This window comes from Nocardioides sp. SR21, assembly GCF_022761125.1.
Taxonomy (GTDB): domain Bacteria; phylum Actinomycetota; class Actinomycetes; order Propionibacteriales; family Nocardioidaceae; genus Nocardioides.
Map to the genome: position 1 here is coordinate 1 of NZ_JAKWJR010000010.1, position 23231 is coordinate 23231.

General features: G+C 70.5%; 17 protein-coding genes, 1 pseudogene and 1 riboswitch. Of the genes and pseudogenes, 4 read left to right on the plus strand and 14 right to left on the minus strand.

Annotated elements, in window-relative coordinates; translation table 11 throughout:
- The 7 genes and pseudogenes from MJ604_RS18155 to MJ604_RS18185 all read right to left on the minus strand — a co-directional run.
- Positions 1 to 207 (minus strand): annotated as a pseudogene (locus MJ604_RS18155) (hypothetical protein); the annotation flags it as partial.
- 48 nt (positions 208 to 255) lie between these two features.
- Positions 256 to 2238: an acyl-CoA dehydrogenase gene (locus MJ604_RS18160; protein ID WP_243059999.1), complete on the minus strand. Its 1983-nt coding sequence runs from the start codon at positions 2236 to 2238 to the stop codon at positions 256 to 258.
- 50 nt (positions 2239 to 2288) lie between these two features.
- Positions 2289 to 3326, minus strand: coding sequence for a phosphatase PAP2 family protein (locus tag MJ604_RS18165; RefSeq protein ID WP_243060000.1), 1038 nt, complete (start codon positions 3324 to 3326; stop codon positions 2289 to 2291).
- Between the two features lie 27 nt (positions 3327 to 3353).
- Positions 3354 to 4343, minus strand: a complete 990-nt coding sequence (locus MJ604_RS18170) for an ABC transporter ATP-binding protein (protein ID WP_243060001.1) — start codon at positions 4341 to 4343, stop codon at positions 3354 to 3356.
- Positions 4343 to 5977 (minus strand): iron ABC transporter permease, encoded by a 1635-nt coding sequence (locus MJ604_RS18175; protein WP_243060002.1) that lies wholly within the window; start codon positions 5975 to 5977, stop codon positions 4343 to 4345. The genes MJ604_RS18170 and MJ604_RS18175 overlap by 1 nt, the downstream gene beginning before the upstream one ends.
- Positions 5974 to 7053 carry a thiamine ABC transporter substrate binding subunit gene (locus tag MJ604_RS18180; protein ID WP_243060003.1) on the minus strand — a complete coding sequence of 360 codons (1080 nt, stop codon included), beginning with the start codon at positions 7051 to 7053 and terminating at the stop codon, positions 5974 to 5976. The genes MJ604_RS18175 and MJ604_RS18180 overlap by 4 nt, the downstream gene beginning before the upstream one ends.
- Positions 7042 to 7149: riboswitch (TPP riboswitch) on the minus strand. It overlaps the preceding gene by 12 nt.
- Before the next feature lie 68 nt (positions 7150 to 7217).
- A complete protein-coding gene (locus MJ604_RS18185; RefSeq protein ID WP_243060004.1) occupies positions 7218 to 8093 on the minus strand; it encodes an RNA polymerase sigma-70 factor in 876 nt (291 codons plus the stop codon).
- A gap of 67 nt (positions 8094 to 8160) precedes the next feature.
- Here MJ604_RS18185 and MJ604_RS18190 point away from each other — a divergent pair, with 67 nt between their 5' ends.
- Positions 8161 to 8589, plus strand: a complete 429-nt coding sequence (locus MJ604_RS18190) for a GNAT family N-acetyltransferase (RefSeq protein ID WP_243060005.1) — start codon at positions 8161 to 8163, stop codon at positions 8587 to 8589.
- Here MJ604_RS18190 and MJ604_RS18195 read toward each other — a convergent pair.
- The 6 genes from MJ604_RS18195 to MJ604_RS18225 all read right to left on the minus strand — a co-directional run bounded on the left by MJ604_RS18195 (position 8579) and on the right by MJ604_RS18225 (position 16422).
- Positions 8579 to 10165, minus strand: coding sequence for an NAD(P)/FAD-dependent oxidoreductase (locus MJ604_RS18195; RefSeq protein WP_279236256.1), 1587 nt, complete (start codon positions 10163 to 10165; stop codon positions 8579 to 8581). The two genes, MJ604_RS18190 and MJ604_RS18195, sit on opposite strands and share 11 nt — an antisense overlap.
- Entirely contained in the window at positions 10162 to 11388 is a 1227-nt protein-coding gene (locus tag MJ604_RS18205) for an SRPBCC family protein (protein WP_243060006.1), read from the minus strand. The genes MJ604_RS18195 and MJ604_RS18205 overlap by 4 nt, the downstream gene beginning before the upstream one ends.
- Positions 11389 to 11434: 46 nt before the next feature.
- Positions 11435 to 12157 (minus strand): hypothetical protein, encoded by a 723-nt coding sequence (locus MJ604_RS18210; protein ID WP_243060007.1) that lies wholly within the window; start codon positions 12155 to 12157, stop codon positions 11435 to 11437.
- Between the two features lie 1288 nt (positions 12158 to 13445).
- Complete coding sequence (locus MJ604_RS18215) at positions 13446 to 14324, minus strand: ABC transporter permease (RefSeq protein WP_243060008.1); 879 nt, start codon at positions 14322 to 14324, stop codon at positions 13446 to 13448.
- Complete coding sequence (locus MJ604_RS18220) at positions 14321 to 15205, minus strand: ABC transporter permease (protein WP_243060009.1); 885 nt, start codon at positions 15203 to 15205, stop codon at positions 14321 to 14323. The genes MJ604_RS18215 and MJ604_RS18220 overlap by 4 nt, the downstream gene beginning before the upstream one ends.
- A complete protein-coding gene (locus MJ604_RS18225) occupies positions 15202 to 16422 on the minus strand; it encodes a spermidine/putrescine ABC transporter substrate-binding protein (RefSeq protein ID WP_243060010.1) in 1221 nt (406 codons plus the stop codon). Before MJ604_RS18225 ends, MJ604_RS18220 begins: the two co-directional genes overlap by 4 nt.
- Before the next feature lie 101 nt (positions 16423 to 16523).
- Between MJ604_RS18225 and MJ604_RS18230 the strand changes: the two genes are divergently transcribed.
- The 3 genes from MJ604_RS18230 to MJ604_RS18240 are packed head-to-tail and all read left to right on the plus strand — an operon-like array spanning position 16524 to position 21564.
- Positions 16524 to 17906: an aspartate aminotransferase family protein gene (locus MJ604_RS18230; protein ID WP_243060011.1), complete on the plus strand. Its 1383-nt coding sequence runs from the start codon at positions 16524 to 16526 to the stop codon at positions 17904 to 17906.
- Positions 17903 to 19036: an ABC transporter ATP-binding protein gene (locus tag MJ604_RS18235; RefSeq protein ID WP_243060012.1), complete on the plus strand. Its 1134-nt coding sequence runs from the start codon at positions 17903 to 17905 to the stop codon at positions 19034 to 19036. The genes MJ604_RS18230 and MJ604_RS18235 overlap by 4 nt, the downstream gene beginning before the upstream one ends.
- A gap of 14 nt (positions 19037 to 19050) precedes the next feature.
- Positions 19051 to 21564: an FAD-dependent oxidoreductase gene (locus tag MJ604_RS18240; RefSeq protein WP_243060013.1), complete on the plus strand. Its 2514-nt coding sequence runs from the start codon at positions 19051 to 19053 to the stop codon at positions 21562 to 21564.
- A gap of 174 nt (positions 21565 to 21738) precedes the next feature.
- Here MJ604_RS18240 and MJ604_RS18245 read toward each other — a convergent pair whose 3' ends face one another.
- Positions 21739 to 23229 (minus strand): SAVED domain-containing protein, encoded by a 1491-nt coding sequence (locus MJ604_RS18245; RefSeq protein WP_243060014.1) that lies wholly within the window; start codon positions 23227 to 23229, stop codon positions 21739 to 21741.
- Positions 23230 to 23231 lie beyond the last annotated feature (2 nt).

Below are 23231 nucleotides of genomic sequence, written 5' to 3' on the forward strand. Positions count from 1 at the left end.
GAAACCCGCCGACGTCAGGTCATCACGATCCACGTGCGACGGAACACGCGCCATCGTCTCCCGGACGATGTGACCGACCAGAGGCATGTGCTCCACGATCATGGCCTCGAGATCGGCCGTGAGCGCGGGTGGGGCCGCCGACCGGTTCTCGGTCCCGAGGCCATGAGTAGTTTCCATGGAAGTAATACAAGCATGAATCTCTTCCATGGAAGGGAATTGTCTGGACCGCTGACGACAACCGCTACTTACCGAGCGCTAAGTCGCTGGAGGTGCTATGGGTCCGGCGACCAGATCGGGCGAGCGAAGCATCTCCGGCGGAACCGCCCATGCGTCCACAAGATCCACGGCCAACGGCCGGACCTTGCGGCAAAGACCGCCGATCTCACGGCTGATCGCCTTCGACCGCTGCACCGTCAATCGGCCGTGCTCCATGAACCAGGCCCGGTCCGACTCGATGGTCGAGAGCGCGAACAGGTCGCACAGCAGGCCCAGCGCGACCTTGGTGTCGCCGTCCGGCTGGGCGCGGACCTTGTCGACGAACGCCTCGAGCACCAGTCGCTCGACGTGCGCGTTGGCGGCGGCGATCACGTGGTCCTGCACCGCGGAGAACACCTCGCCCGGGTTCGAGCCCTGGTCGATCCCGCGCTTGAGCCGTCGCGCGACGCCGCCGAGCATGTGCTCCTCACGGAACCGCAGCATCGCGAGGTGGTACTCCGAGTCGAGGAGGCCGGCCTCCTGGTCCCACGAGTCGCCACCCGGCAGCAGGTCGCGGACCCGCTCGAACATCTTGTGCACGGAGGTCCGCTCGATGACGGTCTCCACGGCGAGGTTGGTGACGAAACGGACCATCCCGAGCTGGTCGAGGTCCTGGAACTCGCTGGCGTAGTCGGTCAGCAGGCCCTTGGCCACGAGCTGCAGCAGCACGTGGTTGTCACCCTCGAACGTCGTGAAGACGTCGGTGTCGGCCTTGAGCGCGGCGAACCGGTTGATCGAGAGGTAGCCCGCTCCCCCGCACGCCTCGCGGCACTCCTGGATGGTCCGCGTCGCGTGCCAGGTGCCGAGCGCCTTGGTGCCGGCAGCGCGCGACTCGAGCTCGCGGCGGGTGTGCTCGTCGTCGGTGTGTCCGGAGAAGACGTCGTGCAGCTGGAGCGCGACGACCTCCTGCGCGAAGTGCAGCGCGTAGGTCCGGGCGATCAGCGGCAGCAGCCGGCGCTGGTGCATCCCGTAGTCGAGCAGCAGCTCCTCCTGCTCGTCCGAGGTCGCCTCGAACTGGCGGCGGCGTACGGCGTACTTCGTGGCGATCGCGAGCGCGACCTTGCTGGCGTTGATGCCGGCGCCGCCGACGCAGACCCGGCCCTGGACGAGGGTGCCGAGCATCGTGAAGAAGCGCCGGTTCGGGTTGTCGATCGCGCTCTCGTAGACGCCCTCGGGCGTCACGTCGGCGAAGCGGTTGAGCAGCGCGGTGCGCGGCACCCGCACCTCGTCGAACCAGATCCGGCCGTTGTCGACGCCGTTGAGGCCCATCTTGCGGCCGTCGTCCTCGATGCGTACGCCGGGGCAGGGCTCCCGGCCGTCGCGGATCGGGACCACGAACGCGTGCACGCCCTCGGAGCGGCCGCCCACCTCGAGCTGGGCGAAGACGACCGCGACCTCCGCGTGCCTGGCGGCGTTGCCGATGTAGTCCTTGCGCGCCGACTCGGTGGTCGTGGTGATCACGAACTCCTGGGTGTCGACGTCGTAGCGCGCGACCGTGCCGAGCGCCTGGACGTTCGAGCCGTGGCCGGTCTCGGTCATCGCGAAGCAGCCCATCAGCTTCCCGGTGATCAGGTCGCTCAGGTACGCGTCGTGGTGCTGCTTCGTGCCCAGCTGCAGGATCGCGCCGCCGAACAGCCCGAACTGCACGCCCACCTTGACCAGCACCGAGAGGTCGCCGTACGCCAGCGTCTCGAACGCCGCGATCGAGGCGCCGATGTCGCCGCCGCCGCCGTACTCCTCCGGGAAGCCCATCCCGGTCTGCCCGGTCGCGGCCATCTCGACCACGACCTCCTTCACGCGCTCGCGGAAGTCGTCGATCGACAGGTCCTCGGCCTCGTCGAGGATCGAGGCGTACTCGGCGAGGTTGGTGCGGACCAGGTTGCGGACGTCGGCGTACCTGCCGTCGAGCAGCGCGGTCAGCTCGGGGACGTCGATCTCCGGCTGGACGTAGCCGGTCGGGGGTGCCGCGGTGTCAGTCGCCATGGCGCATGCTTACCCACCATCTCCGGGCGGCAAGCAGTGATCTGGACCTCTCAGCGGTCGACGGGGACCTTGGAGGTCGTCGTCGTGGGGTGCGACGCGAGGCCGTGCTTGGAGAACTTCTGCCCGCTCGCGATGCCGCCGATGTAGAACGAGACGAAGGCGATCATGATGCCGGCGATGTCGTCGGCGACGTAGTGCCAGCCGAAGTAGAGCGTGGCGACGACGGTGAGCCCGAAGTTGACCCAGAAGACCCACTTCAGCACCTTCGACTGGACCGTGAACTGCACCATCAGGGCCCAGAGGAGCGAGATGGCGGTGTGCAGGCTGGCGAAGCCCGCGACGGTCTGGGCCTGGCCGTCACTCCACAGCACGCCGTGACGGGCGTTGACCAGGGATCTCATCAGGTCGGTGGTGCCGGTGTGCGACAGGCTGTTGTAGAGCCAGCTGTACTCGAGCCCGGGGCCGAGGGTCGGGAGCGCGTAGTAGGAGAGCGTCCCGAGGGTCCACGCGACCCCCTGCGCGGTGACGAACCACCAGCCGTAGGACAGGTTCCGCGACCACACGAGCCACACCGTCACGAGGATCGCGACCATCGGGATGAAGAGCAGGTAGAAGCTGGACAGCAGGTGCGCGACGACGGTCGTGCCGAGGACCTGGTGGATGACCAGCGCCGGGTCGTGGCCGAAGAACAGCACCCGGTCGAGCATGAGCAGCTCGCGGTCGTACATGCGGTCGCTGACCAGCGGCAGGAACGACTTGAGGTTCCGGTAGCTCACGTAGATCACGTAGAAGCAGGCGATGCCCAGGATCACCAGGAGCAGTCGCTCCCGCGACCAGTGGCTGTGCCAGCGCTCCCGCACGATCTCCGGCATCTGCCGGACCCGACCGCGCGTCAGCCACACCGCCCGGGGCACCAGGTCGAGGAACAACGCACCCAGGCAGAGGATCGGCAGCCGCAGCCACGAGGGGCCGAGGAAGCTGCCCTCCGGGTCGATCAGGGGCCGATCGAGGTGCCAGGCGGTGAGCGCAGCCCAGGCCAGCATCACAGCCGCGTTCACCACGAGGAAGACGTAGGCGCGGCGATACACGGAGGTCAGTCTAGGGAGGTTCCCTGATCACGGGCCAAACGGCGTCACCGCGAGACGGCCGGCGTCGACGGTCAGGGCCACCCGGTCGCCCGGCGCCGGGTGCGATCCGTGCCCCGCGACGGCGTCCATCTCACCGACGTCCTCGACGTCGACGACCAGCCGGATCTGGCTGGGCGTCGCGCGCCCGGAGAGCACGACGCCGCGCAGCGGGCCCTGCTCGGCGACCACCAGCGCGGAGCGCCGTACGGCGACCGTGGGCGCCCCGGGCAGGCCCGCGGCGCGGAGCACGCGCTGGGCGGCCTCGTTGACGAGCACCCGCGCGTAGCCGAGGAACAGCGCGGTCTCCGGGTCCGCCGGCGCCCGCCACACCTCGGCGATCTCCCCCTGCTGGACGACGCGGCCGGCGCGCATCACCGCGAGCCGGTCGGCGACCGCGAACGCCTCCTCGTGGTCGTGGGTCACCATCAAGGCGGTGGTCCCGGCCGCGCGCAGGATGTCGCGCAGGTCGGTGGCGAGCCGCTCGCGGAGGCCGGCGTCGAGCGCCGACAGCGGCTCGTCGAGCAGCAGCAGCCGCGGCTGCACCGCGAGGGAGCGGGCCAGCGCGACCCGCTGCCGCTCGCCGCCGGAGAGGGTGCCGGGCAGGCGGTCGGCGTACCCCTGCAGCCCGACCAGCTCGAGCAGCTCCCGGACCCGCGCTCCCGCGTCCGGCGTACGTCGCAGGCGCAGCGCGTACCCGACGTTGCGGGCGACCGTCAGGTGGTTGAAGAGCTGCCCGTCCTGGAACATCAGGGCGAACCCGCGCTTGTGCGTCGGGACGCCGGCGAGGTCGTCGCCGTCCCACGTGATCCGGCCGCCCGCGGGCGGCTCGAGCCCGGCGACTGCGCGCAGCAGCGTCGACTTGCCGGAGCCGCTGGGGCCGAGGACGGCGAGCACGTGGCCGTCCTCGAGGGTCAGGGACGCGTCGACGACCGCGGGGGCGCCGTCGTACGACACGGAGAGGTTCTCGAGGGTCAGCATCAGAAGGCTCCGACGGACGGGACGCGGAGCCGCTCGACCAGCAGCATCACCACGGCGGTGGTGGCGGCGAGCACGACGGACGCGGCGAGGGCCATGCCGTAGTTCATCGCACCGGGGTGCCCGATGAGGTGGAAGATCACGATCGGCATCGTCGGGTTGTCGTCGCGGGCGAGGAACGAGGTCGCGCCGAACTCCCCCAGCGACACCGCGAACGCGAAGCCGGCCGCGGCCAGCAGCGGCTTCCACATCACCGGCAGGTCGACGGTGACGAACGTGCGCAGCGGGCCCGCGCCGAGCGACGCCGCGGCCTGCCGCTGGCGGTCGTCGATGCCGCCGAGGACCGGGGCGAGCGTGCGCACGACCAGCGGCAGCGCGACCAGGGCCTGGGCGATCGGGACCAGCAGCAGGGAGTCGCGGAAGTCCAGCGGCGGCTCGTCGAGCGTGATGAGGAAGCCGAAGCCCAGGGTCACCGCGGAGACGCCGAGCGGCAGCATGAACAGCCCGTCGAGCAGGCCGCGGGCGCGGCGCTCGGCGCGGGTGCGCGACCGCCGGCTCACGATGACGGCGATCAGGAGGCCGAGGCTCAGCGACATCCAGGTCGCGTCGACCGCCGTGCGCAGCGAGGTGACCAGGGCCTGGGTGACCGGCACCAGCAGCGCCTGCCGCGAGCCCTCGGTCGTCAGCGCGCGGTAGTTCTCCAGGCTCCAGTGGTCGCCGACCTGCAGCGAACCGGTGACCAGCGCGGCGATCGGCAGGCCGACGAGCACGACGACGACCGACGTCGCGAGCAGGCCCGGCCAGTCGCCGCGCGAGACCCGGGGGTGACGCGCGACCGACCGCGCCAACGTCGGGTCCGGCACGGAACGGAGGCGGGTGGTGACCACGAGGAGGGCGGTGATCGCGAGCAGCTGCACGATCGACAGCGCGGCCGCGGCCTGGAGGTCGAGCAGGTTGGTGGTGAGCAGGTAGATCTCGGTCTCGACCGAGGAGTACCGCAGCCCGCCGAGGGTCAGCACGACGCCGAACGCCGTGGCGCAGAACAGGAACACCACGCTCGCGGCCGACACGATCGCGGGCCGCAGCGCCGGCAGCGTGACCGTGCGGAACACGTGCGCGGGGCTCGCGCCGAGCGAGGCCGCGGCCTCCGCCGGGCGCGTGTCCAGGGACTCCCACGCGGCACCGACCGCGCGGATCACGACCGCCACGTTGAAGAACACCAGGCCGGCGACGATCGCGCCCGCGGAGCCGTCGAAGCCGAGGAACCCGAGGGGACCGGCCTCGCCGATCAGCTCGCGGAACGCGACGCCGACCACGACCGTCGGCAGCACGAAGGGCACCAGCAGCAGGGCGCGCAGGGCGGCGCGGCCGCGGAACCGGCGCCGATGCAGCAGGTGCGCGGCCGGCACCCCGAGGAGCACGGCGCACGCGGTCGCCAGCACCGACGACCACACGGTGAACCAGATGACCCGCTGCACCCGCGGCCGGGCGAGCACCTCCAGGACCGCACCGGGGTCGAACGTGCCGTCGGCCCACAGGCCCTCGGCCAGCATCCCGCTGATCGGCAGCAGGAAGAACACGCCCAGCACGGCCAGCGGCACCGCCGCCAGCCCCGCGAGGACGAACAGGCGCCTCATCGCGAGGTGATGTCGCTCCAGTCGCGCAGCCAGTCGTCGCGGCCCTCCGCGATCGCCTCCGGGTCGACCGTGATCGGCTCGGTCGGCTGCTCCGCGAACTCCGCCCACTCGGCCGGCAGCTCGACCGACGCGTCGACCGGGAACACGTACATGCTCTCCGGCAGCGCCGCCTGGACGTCCGGGCTCAGCAGGAAGTCCACCAGCGCCTCGGCCCCGGCCGGGTTGGCAGCACCCTCGAGGACTCCGGCGTACTCCACCTGGCGGAAGCAGGTGTCCAGCAGCGCGCTGGTGGTGGAGGTGCCGTCGTCGGCGATCGTGAACGCCGGCGAGGAGTCGTACGACAGCACGATCGGCCGGTCGCCCTTGCCACCGCCCTGGGTGAAGTCGACCTGGTACGCGTCCGACCAGCCGTCGGTCAGCAGCGTGTCGTTGTCCATCAGCTCGGACCAGTAGTCCTGCCAGCCGTCCTCGCCGTACGCCCCGATGGTGGCGAGCAGGAAGGCCATGCCCGGCGAGCTGGTCGCCGCGCCCGGCGTGACGAAGAGGCCCTCGTACGCCGGGTCGACCAGGTCGTCGAGCGAGGTCGGCGCGGCGAGGTCCTGCTCCGCGAACCAGGTGTCGTCGACGTTCACGCACACGCTCGCGTTGTCGACCGGGGTCAGCGCCCGCGCCTCGCCGTCCTCGCCGTCGCCGGGCAGGAGGTACTGCTCCGCACCCTCGGGCAGTGTGGCGTCGTACGGCGCGAACACGCCCTCGGCCAGCGCCCGCGAGGCGAACGTGTTGTCGACGCCGAACGCGACGTCGCCGAGCGGGTTGTCCTGGGTGAGCACGAGCTTGTTGGTCAGCACGCCGGCGTCGCCGGCGGCCCGGACCTCCAGGTCGAAGCCGCTCTCCTCCTCGAACTGCTTCACCAGCTTCTTCGGCAGCACGAACGACTCGTGGGTCACGAGCACCACCTCGGTCGGCGTCGCGCCGTCCTCGGGCTCCTCGCTCCCCGAGCTCTCCCCGATGGTCGAGCACGCGGTCGCCGCCAGGGCGAGCGCCACCAACGGCACGCAGACACGCACAGATCTCATTGGACTCCCTTCGCCGGTACTAACCGGAGCAGGTTCATAGGGTCTGCGGCGGATCCGCACTCTCAGCACGCCAGGCGTGCTCCCCTGTCTTGTGGTGACGACCCTAGCGCGTCACCAAGCCGGTGATTGAGGAAGGGCCCCTGGGGCCGGTCTCGAGACCACCCCTACCGGCTGAGCGCGACCACCGTGTCCACGCGGGCCAGCTTCTCCGGGTTGCGTACGGCGTACAGGCCGGTGATCAGGCCGTCCTCGAGGACCGCGGACACGACCGTCTCGACGTTGCCGTCGACGAGGATGTGGATGCCCGGGGCGCCGTTAACGTAGGCGATCTCCAGGGTGACCGGCACGTCGACGCTGGCGCCGGCGAGGAACCGGGCGACCTTGTCGGACCCGAGGATCGGGTGGAGCGCGGCCTTCTTCACGCCGCCGCCGTCGGAGACCAGCACGACGTCGGGCGCGAGCACGTCCATCAGGCCCTGCACGTCACCGGTCGAGGCGGCGTGCATGAACTGCTTCAGCACCCGTTCGTACTGCGTGGCCGTGGTCTCGCTGCGCGGCTTCCGCTCGGCCACGTGGCTGCGCGCGCGGTGCGCGATCTGGCGTACGGCGGCCGGGGTCTTGTCGACCGCGGCCGCGATCTCGTCGTACTCGAAGGCGAAGACCTCGCGCAGCACGAACACCGCCCGCTCGGTCGGGCCGAGCGTCTCGAGCACGGTGAGCATCGCGAGCGAGACGCTGTCCGCGAGCTCGACGTCCTCGGCGACGTCCGGGGTGGTGAGCAGCGGCTCGGGGAGCCACGGGCCGACGTACGTCTCGCGGCGCCGGGCGTTGGTGCGCATCCGGTTCAGCGACAGCCGGGTCACGATGCGGACCAGGTAGGCGCGCTCGTCGCGGACCTGGACCCGGTCGACGTCGACCCAGCGCAGCCAGGCCTCCTGGAGCACGTCCTCGGCGTCGGCGGCCGAGCCGAGCATCTCGTAGGCCACCGTGAACAGGAGGTTCCGATGCAGGACGAAGACGTCGGTCGACACGGCGTTCATGGGGGCTCCTCGGGTCGTCGGTGTCCATGAGACACCGACCCACCGACATCTGTGACAGGGTTTTTCCGTGAAGGTCCTCGCAGTGTCGTTCGACATGCTCGATCCGTATGCGGTCTACGGGATCTGCAAGATCCGGCAGGACGTGTTCATCGTCGAGCAGAACTGCCCCTACCCCGACCTCGATACACGCGATGTCGACCCCGAGACCCGCCACGTTCTCCTGATGATCGACGACGCACTGCTCGGGTACGCGCGGGTTCTCGACGACGGGGAGGTCTGGCGGATCGGCCGGGTCCTCCTGGCTCCCGACGCACGTGGTCGCGGCTGGGCTGACCTGATCATGGACACCGCGCTCAACGTCTCGAAGGAACGCGACGTGGTGCTCGACGCCCAGTCACCGCTGGCGGGCTGGTACGCCACGTTCGGCTTCGAGGCCGACGGCGACGAGTTCCTCGAGGACGGGATCCCGCACACCCCGATGCGGCTCAGCCGCTGAGGTCGGCGAGGACCGCCTCGGCGGCGTTCTTGCCGTTGGTCGCGACCACGCCACCGCCCGGGTGGGTGGACGCGCCACACAGGTAGAAGCCGTCGATCGGGGTGCGCGGCGTCAGCCGGTTCTCCCACATCTGGTCCGCGGTCACCTCTCCGTGGAAGATGTGCCCGCCGGTCAGGCCGATCTTCGCCTCGATGTCGGGCGCGCCGAGGACCTCGTAGTCGATCAGGCAGTCCTCGAAGTCCGGGGCGAAGCGCGCCATCAGGTCGATGAACTGCCGCGCCACCTCATCGCGCCGCGCCTCCCAGCCACCGTTGACGTCGTACGGCGCGTACTGGCCGAAGATGCTCAGCAGGTGCTGGCCCTCGGGCGCAGGCGAGGGGTCGAGCACGGTCTGGCAGTAGACCTCGCCGAAGCCGACCGCGGGCTCGCCGGTCAAGAACCGTTCGTATGCCACCTGCGCGTCGTCGAGGCCGCCGGTGACGTCGACCGTGCCGCTGTAGGGGAACGTCGCTCCCGGAGCAGCGGTGTAGCTGGGCAGCCGGCTCAGCGCGGCGTTGAACTTCACCACCGGCGACGTGATGTCCCAGTCGCGCAGGCGGTCGCCGTACGCCGTCGGCATCGCGTCGGCGGGGACCATGTCGAGGACCCGCTTGGGGTCGGTGTTGCTGACGACGACCGGCGCGGCGATGAAGGTGCCGTCGTCGAGCCGCACGCCCTCGCCCGGCAGGATCTCGCCGACCGGCACCCCGGCCGCGAGCACGGCGCCGGCCTCCTGCGCGGCCTCGGCGATCGCGAAGCTGACCATGCCCATGCCGCCCTTGACGTAGCCCCAGATCGGGCCCTCGTCGAGCAGGTCGCCCTGGAAGTGCATGAGCTTCACCGACGCGGTGCCCGGGTCCTTCGGGCCGGCGCAGGTGCCGATGATGCCCTGGCCGAACAGCGCGTCCTTGAGCCGTTGGTCGGTGACGAACTCGTCGAGCACGTCCGAGATCGACGCGTCGAACAGCGCGTCGATCATCATCTGGTCGCCCAGGAGCATCTCCTCGAGCTCGGCGCGGGACGGGGACTCACCGGCCCAGCTGTCCCGCGGCCCCTTGCGCAGCCGGATCCGCATCTGGTCGAAGAAGTCCTCGTAGGCCTCGTAGCCGGCGATCTCCTTCTCCGGGAGGCCGATCGCGCGCAGGTCCTCACGCGTCCGCTCGTGGCTCATCCACTGGGAGAACGCCGTGCCGTCGTCGAACGGCACCCACAGCTGCGGGTCCGCGACGAAGACCTCGAGCCCGCGCTTGTGGAGCTGCAGGTCGCTGATGACGGTCTCGTCGAGCAGCCCGATCACGTACGCGCACGGGCTGATCACGAAGCCCTTGTCCTCGAACGGGGTGTCCAGCGTGCACGCGCCGCCGAGGCGGTCGCGTGCCTCCAGCACCAGCACCTGCTTGCCGGCTCGAGCGAGGTACGCCGCAGCCGTCAGCCCGTTGTGGCCGCCGCCGACGACGATGACGTCCCACGCGCGCTTCGCGAGGTCGGCCACCGGCGCGGGCAGCCCGACCTTGCCGAGCTGCGACGCGATGGTCATCGCGCGGCGCCGAGCGGGTGGTCGCTCGACTGCGAGACCAGCGACGGCCGCGCGTCCTCGGCGCGGCCGAGCCCGGCGTACGCACGGGCGACCCGGCTGACGAACTGGTAGACGCCGTCCTCCTCGGGCGCCAGCGGCCCGGGCACCTGGTACGGCGTGGCCAGCCCGCGCTGGACGGACTCGCACGCGGCCCAGTCCTGGCGGTTGGTGAGGTCCCAGAAGTCCACGGCGTACGACGGGTCGAAGCCCTCGCGCTCGGCGACCTCGCGCGGGAACGCCCACGAGCACTCGACGTGGGTGCGATCGGCGGCGATCGGCCGCATCAGGTGGGTCATCACGTAGTCGGGGTGCAGGCTCACCAGGAGGTTCGGGTAGCCGACGAGGTACATCACCGTGCGCAGCTCGGTCGGCGACAGGCCCTCGATCGGGGTGCCGCCGGAACGACCGTCGAGCGACATCGTGTCGGCCTCGGGGATCAGCGCCATCCAGCCGCCCATCCAGTCGCCGTCGAAGTCGAGGTTCTCCCCGCTCTGCGGCGGGCTGATGCGGGTGAGCTCGGGGTGGATCGTCGAGCAGTGGTAGCACTCCTGGTAGTTCTCGGCGATCACCTTCCAGTTGGTCGCGAGCTCGTAGGAGTGGGTCGCGACGGTGACCAGGTCCTCCGGCCGGTACGGCGCGATGATCTCGTCGAGCCCGGCGACGTGCTCCTCGAACGCGCCGCTGTCACCGGCCGGGTCGATGAAGATCCAGCCGTGCCAGATGACCAGCGGGATCGAGAACAGCCCGAACTCGCCCTTGTCGAAGCCCTCCATCTCGCGGAAGCCGCCGGGCGCGTTGCGCAGCGAGCCGTCGAGCTTGTAGCTCCAGGAGTGGTACGGGCACACGATGCTGCGCCGCTGCTCCGTCACGCCGCAGGGCAGCAGCTCGTGGGCCCGGTGCCGGCAGGAGTTCGCGAACGCGCGGATCTGCTCGTCCTCGCCCCGCACCAGCAGCACGCCGCCGGCGCCGGTCTCGATCGAGCGTTGGCTGCCGACCGGCCCGAAGTCGGTCGCCGTACCGACGCACTGCCAGCCGGAGAAGACGTTCGCCTGCTCCCACGCGAAGACGGCAGGATCGAGGTACGCCGCCGCCGGGAGCATCCGCGACGACCCGAACTCGGCGTACGACCTGGCGACGTCCGCCGCGGGCAGCGGAGCGATCGTGCCACGCAGTTGATTGAACATGCAGTCAGCCTAGGCTCGTGGCGCGCTCGGGTCCAGGGGGCCCGGGTCAGGTCAGTGGTTGGAAGAGCCGGTCATCGACCGGTTCGTCGAAGGCGATGTCGAGGAACTCGTTGACCTCGGCCGGGGCTCCGTCGACGAGCTTGGTGACCCGCATCAGCGTCGACGTCTCCTGATCGAGGTGGAACCGGAACTCCCGGCCGCCCGAGACCATGTCGAAGACCTCCGCGCCCGGCGTGCACCCGCGCGGATCCCGCTCCTTCGGCGTGGCGACGACGAGGTCGCACGCACGCCCCGCGACCGTCTCGGTCTCGTCCGTCGCGGAGAGGTCGAACCCGTCCGGCACGTCGGTCGGCGTGAGGAGCAGGAAGAAGTCGGCTCCCCCGTGGCTGGTTCGGCGGTCGCCGTGGTTGGTCTGCACACGATGGCCGTTGCGGCTCCAGAACCACGGCTCGTCGACCACGACCAGGTCGTCCATCCACATCTCACCGACCCGGGAGAGTGCCTCGGCCCGTCGACGCCTGCCACGCTCGGCGGCGTGCACCCGCAGGAGGTGCTCGACCGGCACCTTCGGGCCGGCATCCGGCATCTCGTGCACGGCAACCGCCCTCATGCGGTTCCGCCCCGCGCCCTGCTCGTCCAGGCCGTGCCACTCCATGAACGCGCGGGTGACGAGCGGCTGGTCCCGCCACGTGCGGAAGGTGCCGGACACGGTCGTCCACCGATCGCCGGCGGCGCGGAGCCGCGACGCGAGGTCGTCCTGCTCGAGCATGGCCCGACGCTCTCACACCTCGCCGGTGATCGAGCAGCGAGCGCCAGCGAGCGTCGTCGAGATCCCGGAAACCCACCCGCCGCGTCGGCTACCGGGGTCTCGACAAGCTCGACCAACGACGACCGCTCACACCTCCCCCGGTGATCGAGCCGATCCCGCCGTCGTGCCAGCGCGCCCGGTGATCGAGCAGCGAGCGCCAGCGAGCGTCGTCGAGATCCCAGAAACCCAACCCACCGCGTCAACTACGGGGGTCTCGACAAGCTCGACCAACGACGACCGCTCACACCTCCCCCGGTGATCGAGCAGCGAGCGCCAGCGAGCGTCGTCGAGATCCCAGATACCCACCCGTCACGTCTGCTACAGGGGTCTCGACAAGCTCGACCAACGACGACCGCTCACACCGCCCCCGGTGAACGAGCCGATGCCGCCGTCGTGCCAAGCGCGCCCGGTGATCGAGCAGCGAGCGCCAGCGAGCGTCGTCGAGATCCCAGAAACCCACCCACCGCGTCGGCTACCGGGGTCTCGACAAGCTCGACCAACGACGACCGCTCACACCTCCCCCGTTGATCAAGCAGCGAGCGCCAGCGAGCGTCGTCGAGATCCCGGAAACCCACCCGCCGCGTCGGCCACGGGGGTCTCGACAAGCTCGACCAACGACGACCGCTCACACCTCCCCCGGTGATCGAGCAGCGAGCGCCAGCGAGCGTCGTCGAGATCCCGGAAACCCACCCGGCGCGTCGGCTACCGGGGTCTCGACAAGCTCGACCAACGACGACCGCTCACACCTCCCCCGGTGATCGAGCCGATCCCGCCGTCGTGCCAGCGCGCCCGGTGATCGAGCAGCGAGCGCCAGCGAGCGTCGTCGAGATCCCAGAAACCCAACCCACCGCGTCGGCCACAGGGGTCTCGACAAGCTCGACCAACGACGACCGCTCACACCTCCCCCGGTGAACGACCCGAGGCCGCCGCCGTACCCGCTCCCCCGGTGATCGAGCAGCGAGCGCCAGCGAGCGTCGTCGAGATCCCAGAAACCCACCCGCCACGTCGGCTACAGGGGTCTCGACAAGCTCGACCAACGACGACCGCACACACCTCCCCCGGTGATCGAGCAGCGAGCGCCAGCGAGCGTCGTCGAGATCCCAGAAACCCACCCACCGCGTCAACTACGGGGGTCTCGACAAGCTCGACCAACGACGACCGCTCACACCTCCCCCGGTGATCAAGCAGCGGAAACCCACCCACCGCGTCGGCCACGGGAGTCTCGACAAGCTCGACCAACGGCGACCGCTCACGCCTCGCCGGTGAACGAGCCGATGCCGCCGTCGTGCCCGCTGCGACGGCCGATCCAGCGGTAGATCGCGAAGCCGAGGACCACGGCGAGCATCGCGGTCACCAGCATCAGCGTGGCGAGGGCGTTGAGGGCGGGGGTCGGGGCGGCGCGGGCGGTGTTGTAGATCTTCACCGAGGTCGGCTCGGTGCTGGAGTCGCCGGAGAGGTAGCGGACGATCACGAAGTCGTCGATCACGTCCGCGAAGACGAGCACGGCGCTGGCCACGATCGCCGGCATCAGCATCGGCAGGATCACCCGGCGCTGCGCCTGCATCGGCGAGGCACCGAGGTCCATCGCGGCCTCCTCGTACTGCGTACCGATGGTCGCGAGCCTGGCTCTGACGAGGACCGCTGGGTAGGCGATCTGGTACGTCACCAGGCCGACCACCTGCGCGCTGGTCCCGAGCGCGATCGGCAGCGCGACGTTCGTGACGACGAACAGCAGCGCCACTGCGAGGAGGATCTCGGGGATCACGAACGACAGCAGCAGCGCCGCGTTCGCGCCGCTCGGCAGTCGCCCGTGCCACCGGTCGAGTCCGATCGCGAGCGCGACCCCGAGCGGCACCGTGATCAGCGTGGTGATGATGCCGAGGCGCAGCGTCTGGACCAGCGCCGCGTGCAGGGAGTCGTCGTACCAGACCGAGCGGTATGGGTCGCCCCAGTACCACCGCATCGAGAAGCCCTGCCAGACCGTGCGCGACTTGCCGTCGTTGAAGGAGAACAGCACCGCGACCAGCACCGGCAGCAGCGACCACAGCAGGTAGCCGACCGTGATCGCGACGAGGATCCGCGGCTTGCGCCAGGGGTCGCGCCACCACCCCGTCCGCCGGCCGCTCACAGCCCGGCCTCGTCACGGGACACCGAACGGACGTAATAGATCATCGGCAGCAGCGAGACGAGCAGGACCAGGAGCACGAACGCGCCGGCCTGACCGGTCTGGCCCGGCGTCAGCACGGTCTCGTTGATCAGGTTGCCGACCATCGAGGTCTGCGGCGACCCGGAGAGCAGGTCGGAGGTGTAGTAGTCGCCGAGCATCGGCAGGCAGGTGAGCAGCACGCTCGCCACCACGATCGGGCGGCACATCGGCATCGTCACCCGGAAGAACGCGGACGTCCGGCTCGCGCCGAGGTCGCGCGCCGCCTCGACCAGCGACTGCGGCAGCCGGTCGAGGCCGGCGTACAGCGGGATGATCATGTACGGCACGTAGCCGTAGACGAGACCGAGCACCACGACCTCGGACCGGCCCGACAGCCAGTCGACCTGGCCGGGGAGGATCCGGTTGACGAGTCCGTCGTTCGCGAGCAGGTTCACCCACGCCAGCATGCGCATCATGTAGCTGATCCAGAACGGCGCGATCAGCAGCGCGAGCAGGAGGCCTCGCCAGCGGCCCGCGAGCCGTGCGACGTAGTACGCGATGGGGAACGCGATCACCAGGCACAGCAGGCTGGCGGTGACGACGTACACCGCCGTGCGCAGCAGCGCGGGCCCGAAGAAGCCGGTCGGCCCGACGATGTGCTCGAGGACGTACCGCATCTGGGTGGTGTCCCAGTACGCCGGGTTCCAGATCGGCACCGCGGTGCGGAAGATCGGGTCGAGCCCGCCGAAGACCACCGCGAGGACGACGTACAGCGGCGCGAGGAAGAAGACCAGCAGCCAGACGATGCCGGGCAGTGCCAGCACCGGGCCGAGGAAACGGTTGCCGCGGTCCTCGGTGCTCATCCGCCGGCCTTGAACTGCTGCCAGACCTGGTGCCAGGCCTGGTCGTTGGCGACGTCGAGCTCGAGCAGGCGGTACGACGAGTCGAACCACTCCTGCTTCACGGCGGCCGTCGCGAGGTTCTCCGGCAGGTAGCCGTCGGCGACCAGCCGGTCGGTGTCGAGGACCCGCTGCGGCGGCTGGTAGCCGATGAACCCGAAGTTCCGCAGCGCGTTCTTCTCGTCGAGCATGTGCTGGATGAACAGGTGCGCGAGCACCGGGCACCTGCCGTCCTTGAGCACCACCATCAGGTCGTTGTCGACCAGACCCTTGCCGTCCTCGGGGAACCAGTAGCGCAGCACGTCGACCGACTGGCCTTTCGGCAGGTAGTACTGGGCGTTCACGATGTCGCCGGACCACATCTGGCTGACGCCCAGCTGGCCCCCGGGCAGGTCGCTGTACATCGAGACGGTCACCTTGGGCTGGGTGGCGTCCGAGATCGCGCTCAGGCCGTCGCTGATCGTGCGGAGGTCGCGCGCCGAGTCGGTGTTGACGTCGGTGATGCCGGCGCGCAGCCCGACCATCGCCATCGCGGTGTGCCAGTCGTCGATGATCGCGGTCGAGCCGGCGTACTGCTCGTCCCACAGGACGTCGTACGGGTTGTCGAGCGTGGCGACGTCGCCCACCTGGTCGTCGCGCCACCCGATGCCCGTCGAGTAGACGGTGTACGGCACCGTGAACTGCCAGCCCTGGTCGTACCAGGGGTTCTGGAACGTCGGCCAGACGTTCTCGATGTTGCTCAGGTACGTGTGGTTGAGCGGCTGCACGAGCTCGGCGGCGACCAGCCGGCTGATCTGGTCGTAGCTCGGGAAGTAGATGTCGTAGGGCACCGACCCGGTGCGGATCTTCTGCACGGCCTCGTCGGTGTCGTTGAACGTCGAGATCTTCACCTCGACGCCGTACTGCTTCTCGAACGCCTTGACCACGCCGGGCGCGACGTAGTCGGCGTAGTTGTAGAGGATCAGCGGCCCGGACTCGGGCGACAGCCCGTCGGCGATCGGCTGGTTGTCGTCCTGGATCGTCCAGCGGACCGGATCGTCGGGCGACGCGATGCGCAGGTCGGAGGCGGTCAGCTCGGGCCGGCCGCAGGCCTGCAGCAGGCTCGCGGCGGCCGGGATCCCCAGCCCCAGCAGGGCTGCCGTACGCAGCACGGAGCGACGGTCGAGGCGCGGATCTGCCATGCAGCCTCCCGTTTCCCGTCGGGCTCCGAGGGGGTTGTCGGTCGCACCACCGTCACATAGATTGAATACTCAGTCAATCGCCCCGAAGGGGAGGTTCCACGGTGGCCACGTCTGTCGCGATCGACCCGGATGCCGATGCCGTCGATGCCCTGATCCACGCGGAGTCCGAGGCGTTCGTGCGCCGCCAGCCGCGCAGCACCGCGACCATCGCCGAGGCGCGCAGCGTGCTGGCCGGCGGCGCCACGTCGAACTGGCAGATCGCCCAGCCGCAAGCGGTGTGGATGAGCCACGGCCTCGGCTCGCACGTGTGGGACATCGACGGCAACGAGTACGTCGACATGCACGGCGGGTACGGCGCCTCGATCGCCGGCCACGGCCACCCCGCGATCGTCGAGGCGGTCAGCGCCCAGGTCGCGCGCGGCACGCACTTCGCACAGCCCACCGCGGACGCGATCTGGGTCGCCGAGGAGCTGCGCCGGCGCTACCGGCTGCCGCTGTGGCGGTTCGCGAACTCCGGCACCGAGGCGACGATGGACGCCATCCACCTGATGCGCGCGCTGACCGGCCGCGACCTGGTGATCAAGGTCGAGGGCTGCTACCACGGCCACCACGACTCGGTGCAGGTCTCGGTGCTGCCGGAGGAGGACGAGGTCGGCCCGGCCGACCGGCCGCTGCGGGTGCCCGGCAACACCGGCATCCCCCAGGCGATCCAGGACCTGATCGTCGTCGTCCCGTTCAACGACCTCGACGCCGTGCGCCGCGCGCTCGCCGAGCACCCCGGGCAGATCGCCGGGATGATCCTGGAGCCGGTGATGATGAACGCGGGCATCATCCCGCCGGTCGACGGCTATCTCGAGGGGCTGGCGCCGATCCTCCACGCCGAGGGCGCGTACCTCACGTTCGACGAGGTGAAGACCGGCTTCACCACCGGGCCGGCCGGCACCATCGGCCGGTACGGCGTGGTGCCCGACATCGTCTGCCTCGCCAAGGCGCTCGGCGGCGGCATCTCGGTCGCCGCGATCGGCGGCGTCGAGGAGGTGATGTCGGCGATCGCCGACGGTCGCTACGAGCAGGTCGGCACCTTCAACGCGAACCCGCTCGCGATGGCGGCGGCCCGGGCCAACCTGAGCAGCGTCCTCGACGACGCCGGGTACGCCCGGCTCGACGCGTTGGCGGCCCGCGCGCGCCTCGGCTTCGAGGAGGCGATCGCCGCGAACGACCTGCCGTGGCACGTCGTCAGCGTCGGGGCGAAGGGCTGCGTGGCCTTCACCGACAAGCCGGTGCGCGACTACCGCGACTTCCTCGGCATCGACGACCGCTGGGGCCAGCTGCACTGGCTGATGCAGCACAACGGCGGCGTGTTCCTGCCGCCCTGGGGCAAGGTCGAGCAGTGGCTGCTGTCGGTGCAGCACACCGACGAGGACGTCGACCGGCTGGTCGCGAACTTCGCCCGCCTCGCATCCGTCGCCGGGGCCACGGCGTGACGGGCGGCGGCGCCGTACGTCTGGTCTCGCTGACCAAGTCGTTCGGCGACGTCGTCGCGGTGGACGGGATCGACCTCGACCTGCCGGCGGGTGAGTTCTGCTCGCTGCTCGGCGCGTCCGGGTGTGGGAAGACCACCACGCTACGGATGATCGCGGGCTTCGAGAAACCGGACGCCGGGCAGATCCTGCTCGACGGCCACGACGTGGCGATGGACGCGCCGCACGTGCGGCCCGTGAACACGGTGTTCCAGAGCTACGCGCTGTTCCCGCTGATGACGGTGTGGGAGAACGTCGCGTTCGGGCTGGGCTACCAGAAGGTGTCGAAGGAGGAGACCCGGCGCCGCGTCGGCGAGGCGCTCGAGCTGGCGCAGATGCAGGACTACGCGAAGCGCCGGCCGGCCCAGCTCTCCGGCGGTCAGCAGCAGCGCGTCGCCCTGGCCCGGGCGCTGGTGCTCAATCCCAAGGTGCTGCTGCTCGACGAGCCGCTGGGTGCGCTCGACGCCCAGCTCCGCAAGCACCTGCAGCTCCAGCTGCGCGCGCTGCAGAAGGACCTCGGCATCACGTTCGTCTACGTCACCCACGACCAGGAGGAGGCGCTGACGATGAGCGACCGGATCGCCGTCATCGCCGACGGCAAGGTCGAGCAGGTCGGCGCCCCGGAGGACATCTACGCCTCCCCCGCCACGACGTACGTCGCGAGCTTCCTCGGCTCGGCCAACATCTTCGACGCCGACGTCTCCGACCACTCGGCCGGCCTGGCCACCTGCTCGGCGCTCGGCCGGACCATGCACGCCGTGTGCCGGGACGCGACGCTGCGAGGAGCCGCGGCCATCGTGATCCGTCCCGAGCGGATCACGGTGGCCGCCCCCGAAGTGCCGGTGCCGGCCGGGCACAACTGCGTGGAGGGGACGGTCAGCAGCGTCGTCTACCTCGGCGCGGCGAGCCAGGTGCGGGTGGAGGTCGCACCCGGCTCGACCCTGGTCGCCCAGGTCGCCAACCACGACGGGCCGCGGTCGGTCAGCGCGCAGCCGGGCAGCCGGGTCACCTGCACGTTCGACCCCGACGCGGTCCAGGTGCTGCGGCAGAGCAGCGCCACGACGGCTCCCGAGCTGGACATCCAGCTCGCCTGACCCGGAGGACTCGCATGTCGCTCGACTTCGCCGCCATCAACCCTGCTGCCGCTCGGGCTGCGGACGCAGCCGCGGGTGGGGACCTGCCCTCGCGGGCGCAGTACGTCGTGGTCGGCGGCGGCGTGATCGGTACGTCGATCGCGTACCACCTGGCCATGCTGGGCGCGACGGACGTCGTACTCCTCGAGCGCAAGCAGCTGACGTCGGGCACGACGTGGCACGCCGCGGGCGAGGTGGTCTCGGGCGGCACGACCGAGGACGCGCTCTGGATGGCGCGCTACTCGGCCGAGCTGTACGCGCGGCTCGAGGAGGAGACCGGGCTCTCGACCGGGTTCCGGCAGTGCGGCTACCTCCAGCTGGCGACCACGCCGCGCGCGGACGAGGGGTTCCGGCGCGAGACGGCGTACATGCGCTCGGTCGGGATGACCAAGGAGGTGCTGTCGCAGCGCGAGGTCGCGGACCTGGTGCCGCTGATGCGCGTCGACGACGTGATCCACGGGTTCTGGACGCCGGACGAGGGCCGCGCGAACCCGGTCGACGTCACGATGTCGCTGGCGAAGGGCGCCAAGATGCGCGGCGCGCGGATCTTCGAGCACACCGAGGTCACCGACTTCATCCTGTCGCGCGGTCGGGTGGTCGGCGTGCGCACGGAGCGCGGCGACATCGAGTGCGAGAAGGTCGTGCTCGCCGCCGGGTTGTGGGGCCGTGAGCTCGCTGCGAAGGCCGGAGTCACCGTGCCCCTGCAGGCCGCCGAGCACTACTACCTGCTGACCGAGCCGATCGACGGTGTCACCGCCGAGTCCGTGCCGGTGATCGAGGACGGCGAGGCCTACGGCTACTACCGCGAGGAGGGCGGCGGGCTGCTGGTCGGAATGTTCGAACCGGTGGCCAAGGCCTGGTCGCTGGACGCCACCCCGCGCGACAGCGCGTTCGCCGTGCTGCCGCCGGACTGGGACCGGCTGACGCCGTTCCTCGAGGTCGCGATGCGGCGGTTCCCCGCGCTCGAGGACGCCGGCATCCGCACGCTGTTCTGCGGGCCGGAGAGCTTCACCGACGACCTGTCGCCGATGCTCGGGGAGTCGCCCGAGGTCGACGGGCTGTACCTCGCGTGCGGGCTGAACTCCGTCGGCATCCTGTCCGGCGGCGGGCTCGGCCACATGATGGCGCAGTGGCTGATCGAGGAGCACCCGCCGCTCGACGTCACCGCGGTGGGGGTCGACCGCGCCCACGAGTTCCAAGCGACGCGGCTGTTCCGCGAGCAGCGCACGGTCGAGCGGCTGGGCTTCCTGCTCAACGACCTGGCCTGGCCCAACGCCGAGCCGCGACTCGGCCGGGACGTGCGTCGATCGCCGTTCCACCCCGCGCACGTGGCGGACGGCGCGCACCTCGTGACCACGAGCGGATGGGAGTACCCGGACTACTTCGCCGGCGCCGGCGTCACACCGACCGTCGAGTGGGGCTTCGAGCGCGGCGAGGCGTTCGAGCGGACCCGCGAGGAGCACCTGAACGCGCGCGAGACCTTCGCGGTCTTCGACATGTCGCTGATGTCGAGCCACGTCGTGCAGGGGCCGCACGCGTCGGCCGTGCTCAACCGGGTCTGCGCGAACGACGTCGACACCCCCGTCGGCAAGGTCGTCTACACGCAGTGGTGCGACGAGCGCGGCGGGATCATCGCCGACGTCACCGTCACGCGGCAGGCCGAGGACGTGTACGTCGTCGTCAGCGGCGACAACATCCACCGGCGGGTGCCCGCGTGGATCCGGCGGAACACACGGTCCGACGAGTTCGTGACGCTCACCGACGTCACCAGCGGGCACGCGATGCTGTCCGTGCAGGGACCGCGGTCGCGCGAGGTGCTCCAGCGGCTCAGCCCGCACGACTGGTCGGATGCGGCGTTCCCGTACCTCACCGCGCAGAAGGTCGAGCTCGGCTACACCCCGCTGTGGGCGCTGCGCGTGACGTACGTCGGTGAGCTCGGCTGGGACCTGCTGGTGCCGACCGAGTTCGGCGCCACGTTGTACGAGCAGCTCAGGGAAGCCGGGTCCGACCTGGGCTTCCGGCCCACCGGCCTCGGCGCGATGGAGACGATGCGGCTGGAGAAGGCGTTCCGCGACATGGGCCACGACATCGACTCCACCGACACCCCGCTCGAGGCCGGCCTCGGCTTCGCCGTCGCCTGGGACAAGCCCGGCGGCTTCGTCGGCCGCGAGGCGCTGATGAAGCAGCGCTCCACCGGCGCGCCGACCGCGCGGCTCATCAACGTCCTGCTCTCCTCCCCCGACTTCGACCTGCACGGCGACGAGCCGGTCTACTGGGACGGCCGCCCGGTCGGCCACATCCGCAGCGGCGCCTTCGGCCACTCCCTCGGCGCCGCCGTCGGGATCGCCGGCATCTCCTCGGACGAGGGGATCACCGCGGCCGCGCTCGCCGCCGGGTCGTTCGAGGTCGACGTGGCCGGGACCCGCGTGCCGGCGACGGTCTCGCTCAGGCCGTTCTTCGACCCGGAGCGGTCGCGGGTGCTGGCCTGAACCGCAGCCAGGTTGGGCGGTCGTCCACGATCACGCGATCCTGACCTCGCCCGTTCGCGGCGGTATGACGCGCTCCACACGTCGCCCGGATGCGCATCAAGTCGCCGCCACCCGGGCCGCGGTGAGCCGTCGTCGCGGGGACGCCAGCGTGCTCTGCGATGCCCGTGTTGTCGGTTAAGCCGCGAAGCGGAAGGTCGGCGCGTAGCTTGCTCCGCCCTGGTGTTCGTAGACCGTTACTGCCGGAAGCGCGTTCCACCGGTGACCGAGGAGCAGCGCGATGCCCGCTGGTCCGGCGATGAACAGGTGGATCCGCTGGGCACCGGTGTCGCGAACCCTAGCGAGCAGGGCGTCCTGGAGTGCAGCGGCCCAAGACGTGGCCCAGGCCGCGTCGAGGACTGCCTCGGGACCGACGCCGGTCTCGCCGGTGAAGGTGAGGAGCCGACCAGCGGGGATGGAGGCGGTCTGCAGGTAGTCGCGCACGTCGGCGGTCGGGTCGTGACGAAGGGCAAGGCACACCGCAAGGTCGTTGCCTTCGCCGTCGAGCGATTCATCGGCGAGTTCGACGATCCGAGCTGAACCGCCGCGCGTGTCGCTTGCCCACTCCACACCGTCCTGGTCCAGTGAGACGACCCAGCGGCGTACGCGAGGGAGGGTCCGGCCAATGGCGAACCAGACCGGGAGTCGGACTGAGGCCAGAACGTGGACGCGGCGGGAGGCGAACTGCTCGAGCGTCCGGGCCGCCTGGGCGAGCCGGGGACGCACGACCGCGTCCCAGTCGGCGGGGTCGGTGATGCTGCGGCGCTCGAAGACGTCCACGTCGGGGTAGAGGTCGGTAAAGTCGACGCGGGCGTTGGGGAGCTGTCGTGACTCCTCACGGTCGATTCCGTGGACGGCCAGGGTGAGGGTCCCGTCGCGGGCGAGCAGATCGCGGTCCTCGAGGCGCCGTCGGGCGTCGCTGACGGTGACTTCCCCGACGCCGTCAGTGACCCAGTCGCTGACCATGCGGAGGGCGCTGGTCACGGCGTCGTTGTCGCTGCGGAACCCGTTGAGCTGCATCAGGTGCGCGATCCGTTCGTGCCAGGTGCTCTCCGAACCCTCGTTGCGAAAGGTGACGTTCGATAGGAACTCGGCGACCTCATTCGGGTCGGCGCCGAGGTGGGTGGCGAACGACGTAAGCAGCTTGCCGAGCTTGGTCTTGGGGCGGTCCAGGGCGTTCTGGAGCCGGGTCGGGTCGATGCGGTCGGTCTTCTTGTCGAGGGCCTCGAAGAGGACCGCGTCGTGGTCGAAGTTGCGGTTGGTCACGAGCTCGAGGTTGAAGACCTCGCCGTCGTCGCGCAGCCTGCGCCAGGTGCCGTGGAAGGCCTGGAGCGGGGACCGGCCCCTCTCGGTCTTGGCCGTGGTCAGCCAGTGGAGGTTGATGACCTCGCCGCCGTAGTTGCTGGACTTCACTTGGATCCACCTGCCCGGGTAGCCGTCGCAGCGACGGAGGACGACGTCGTCGAACGCGCCTCCGTGGGTGTCCTCGATGCTCACGCTGACGGCGTGCTCGTCCTGGAGGGCCACCAGGAGCGTGTGAAGGCCGACGGCGTGCTGGAGGTTGTCGCCGCGGATCGCGGCGGCACGGGACGGAAGCCTGATGCGGGTGGGTCGCAGGGACGTAGTCATCG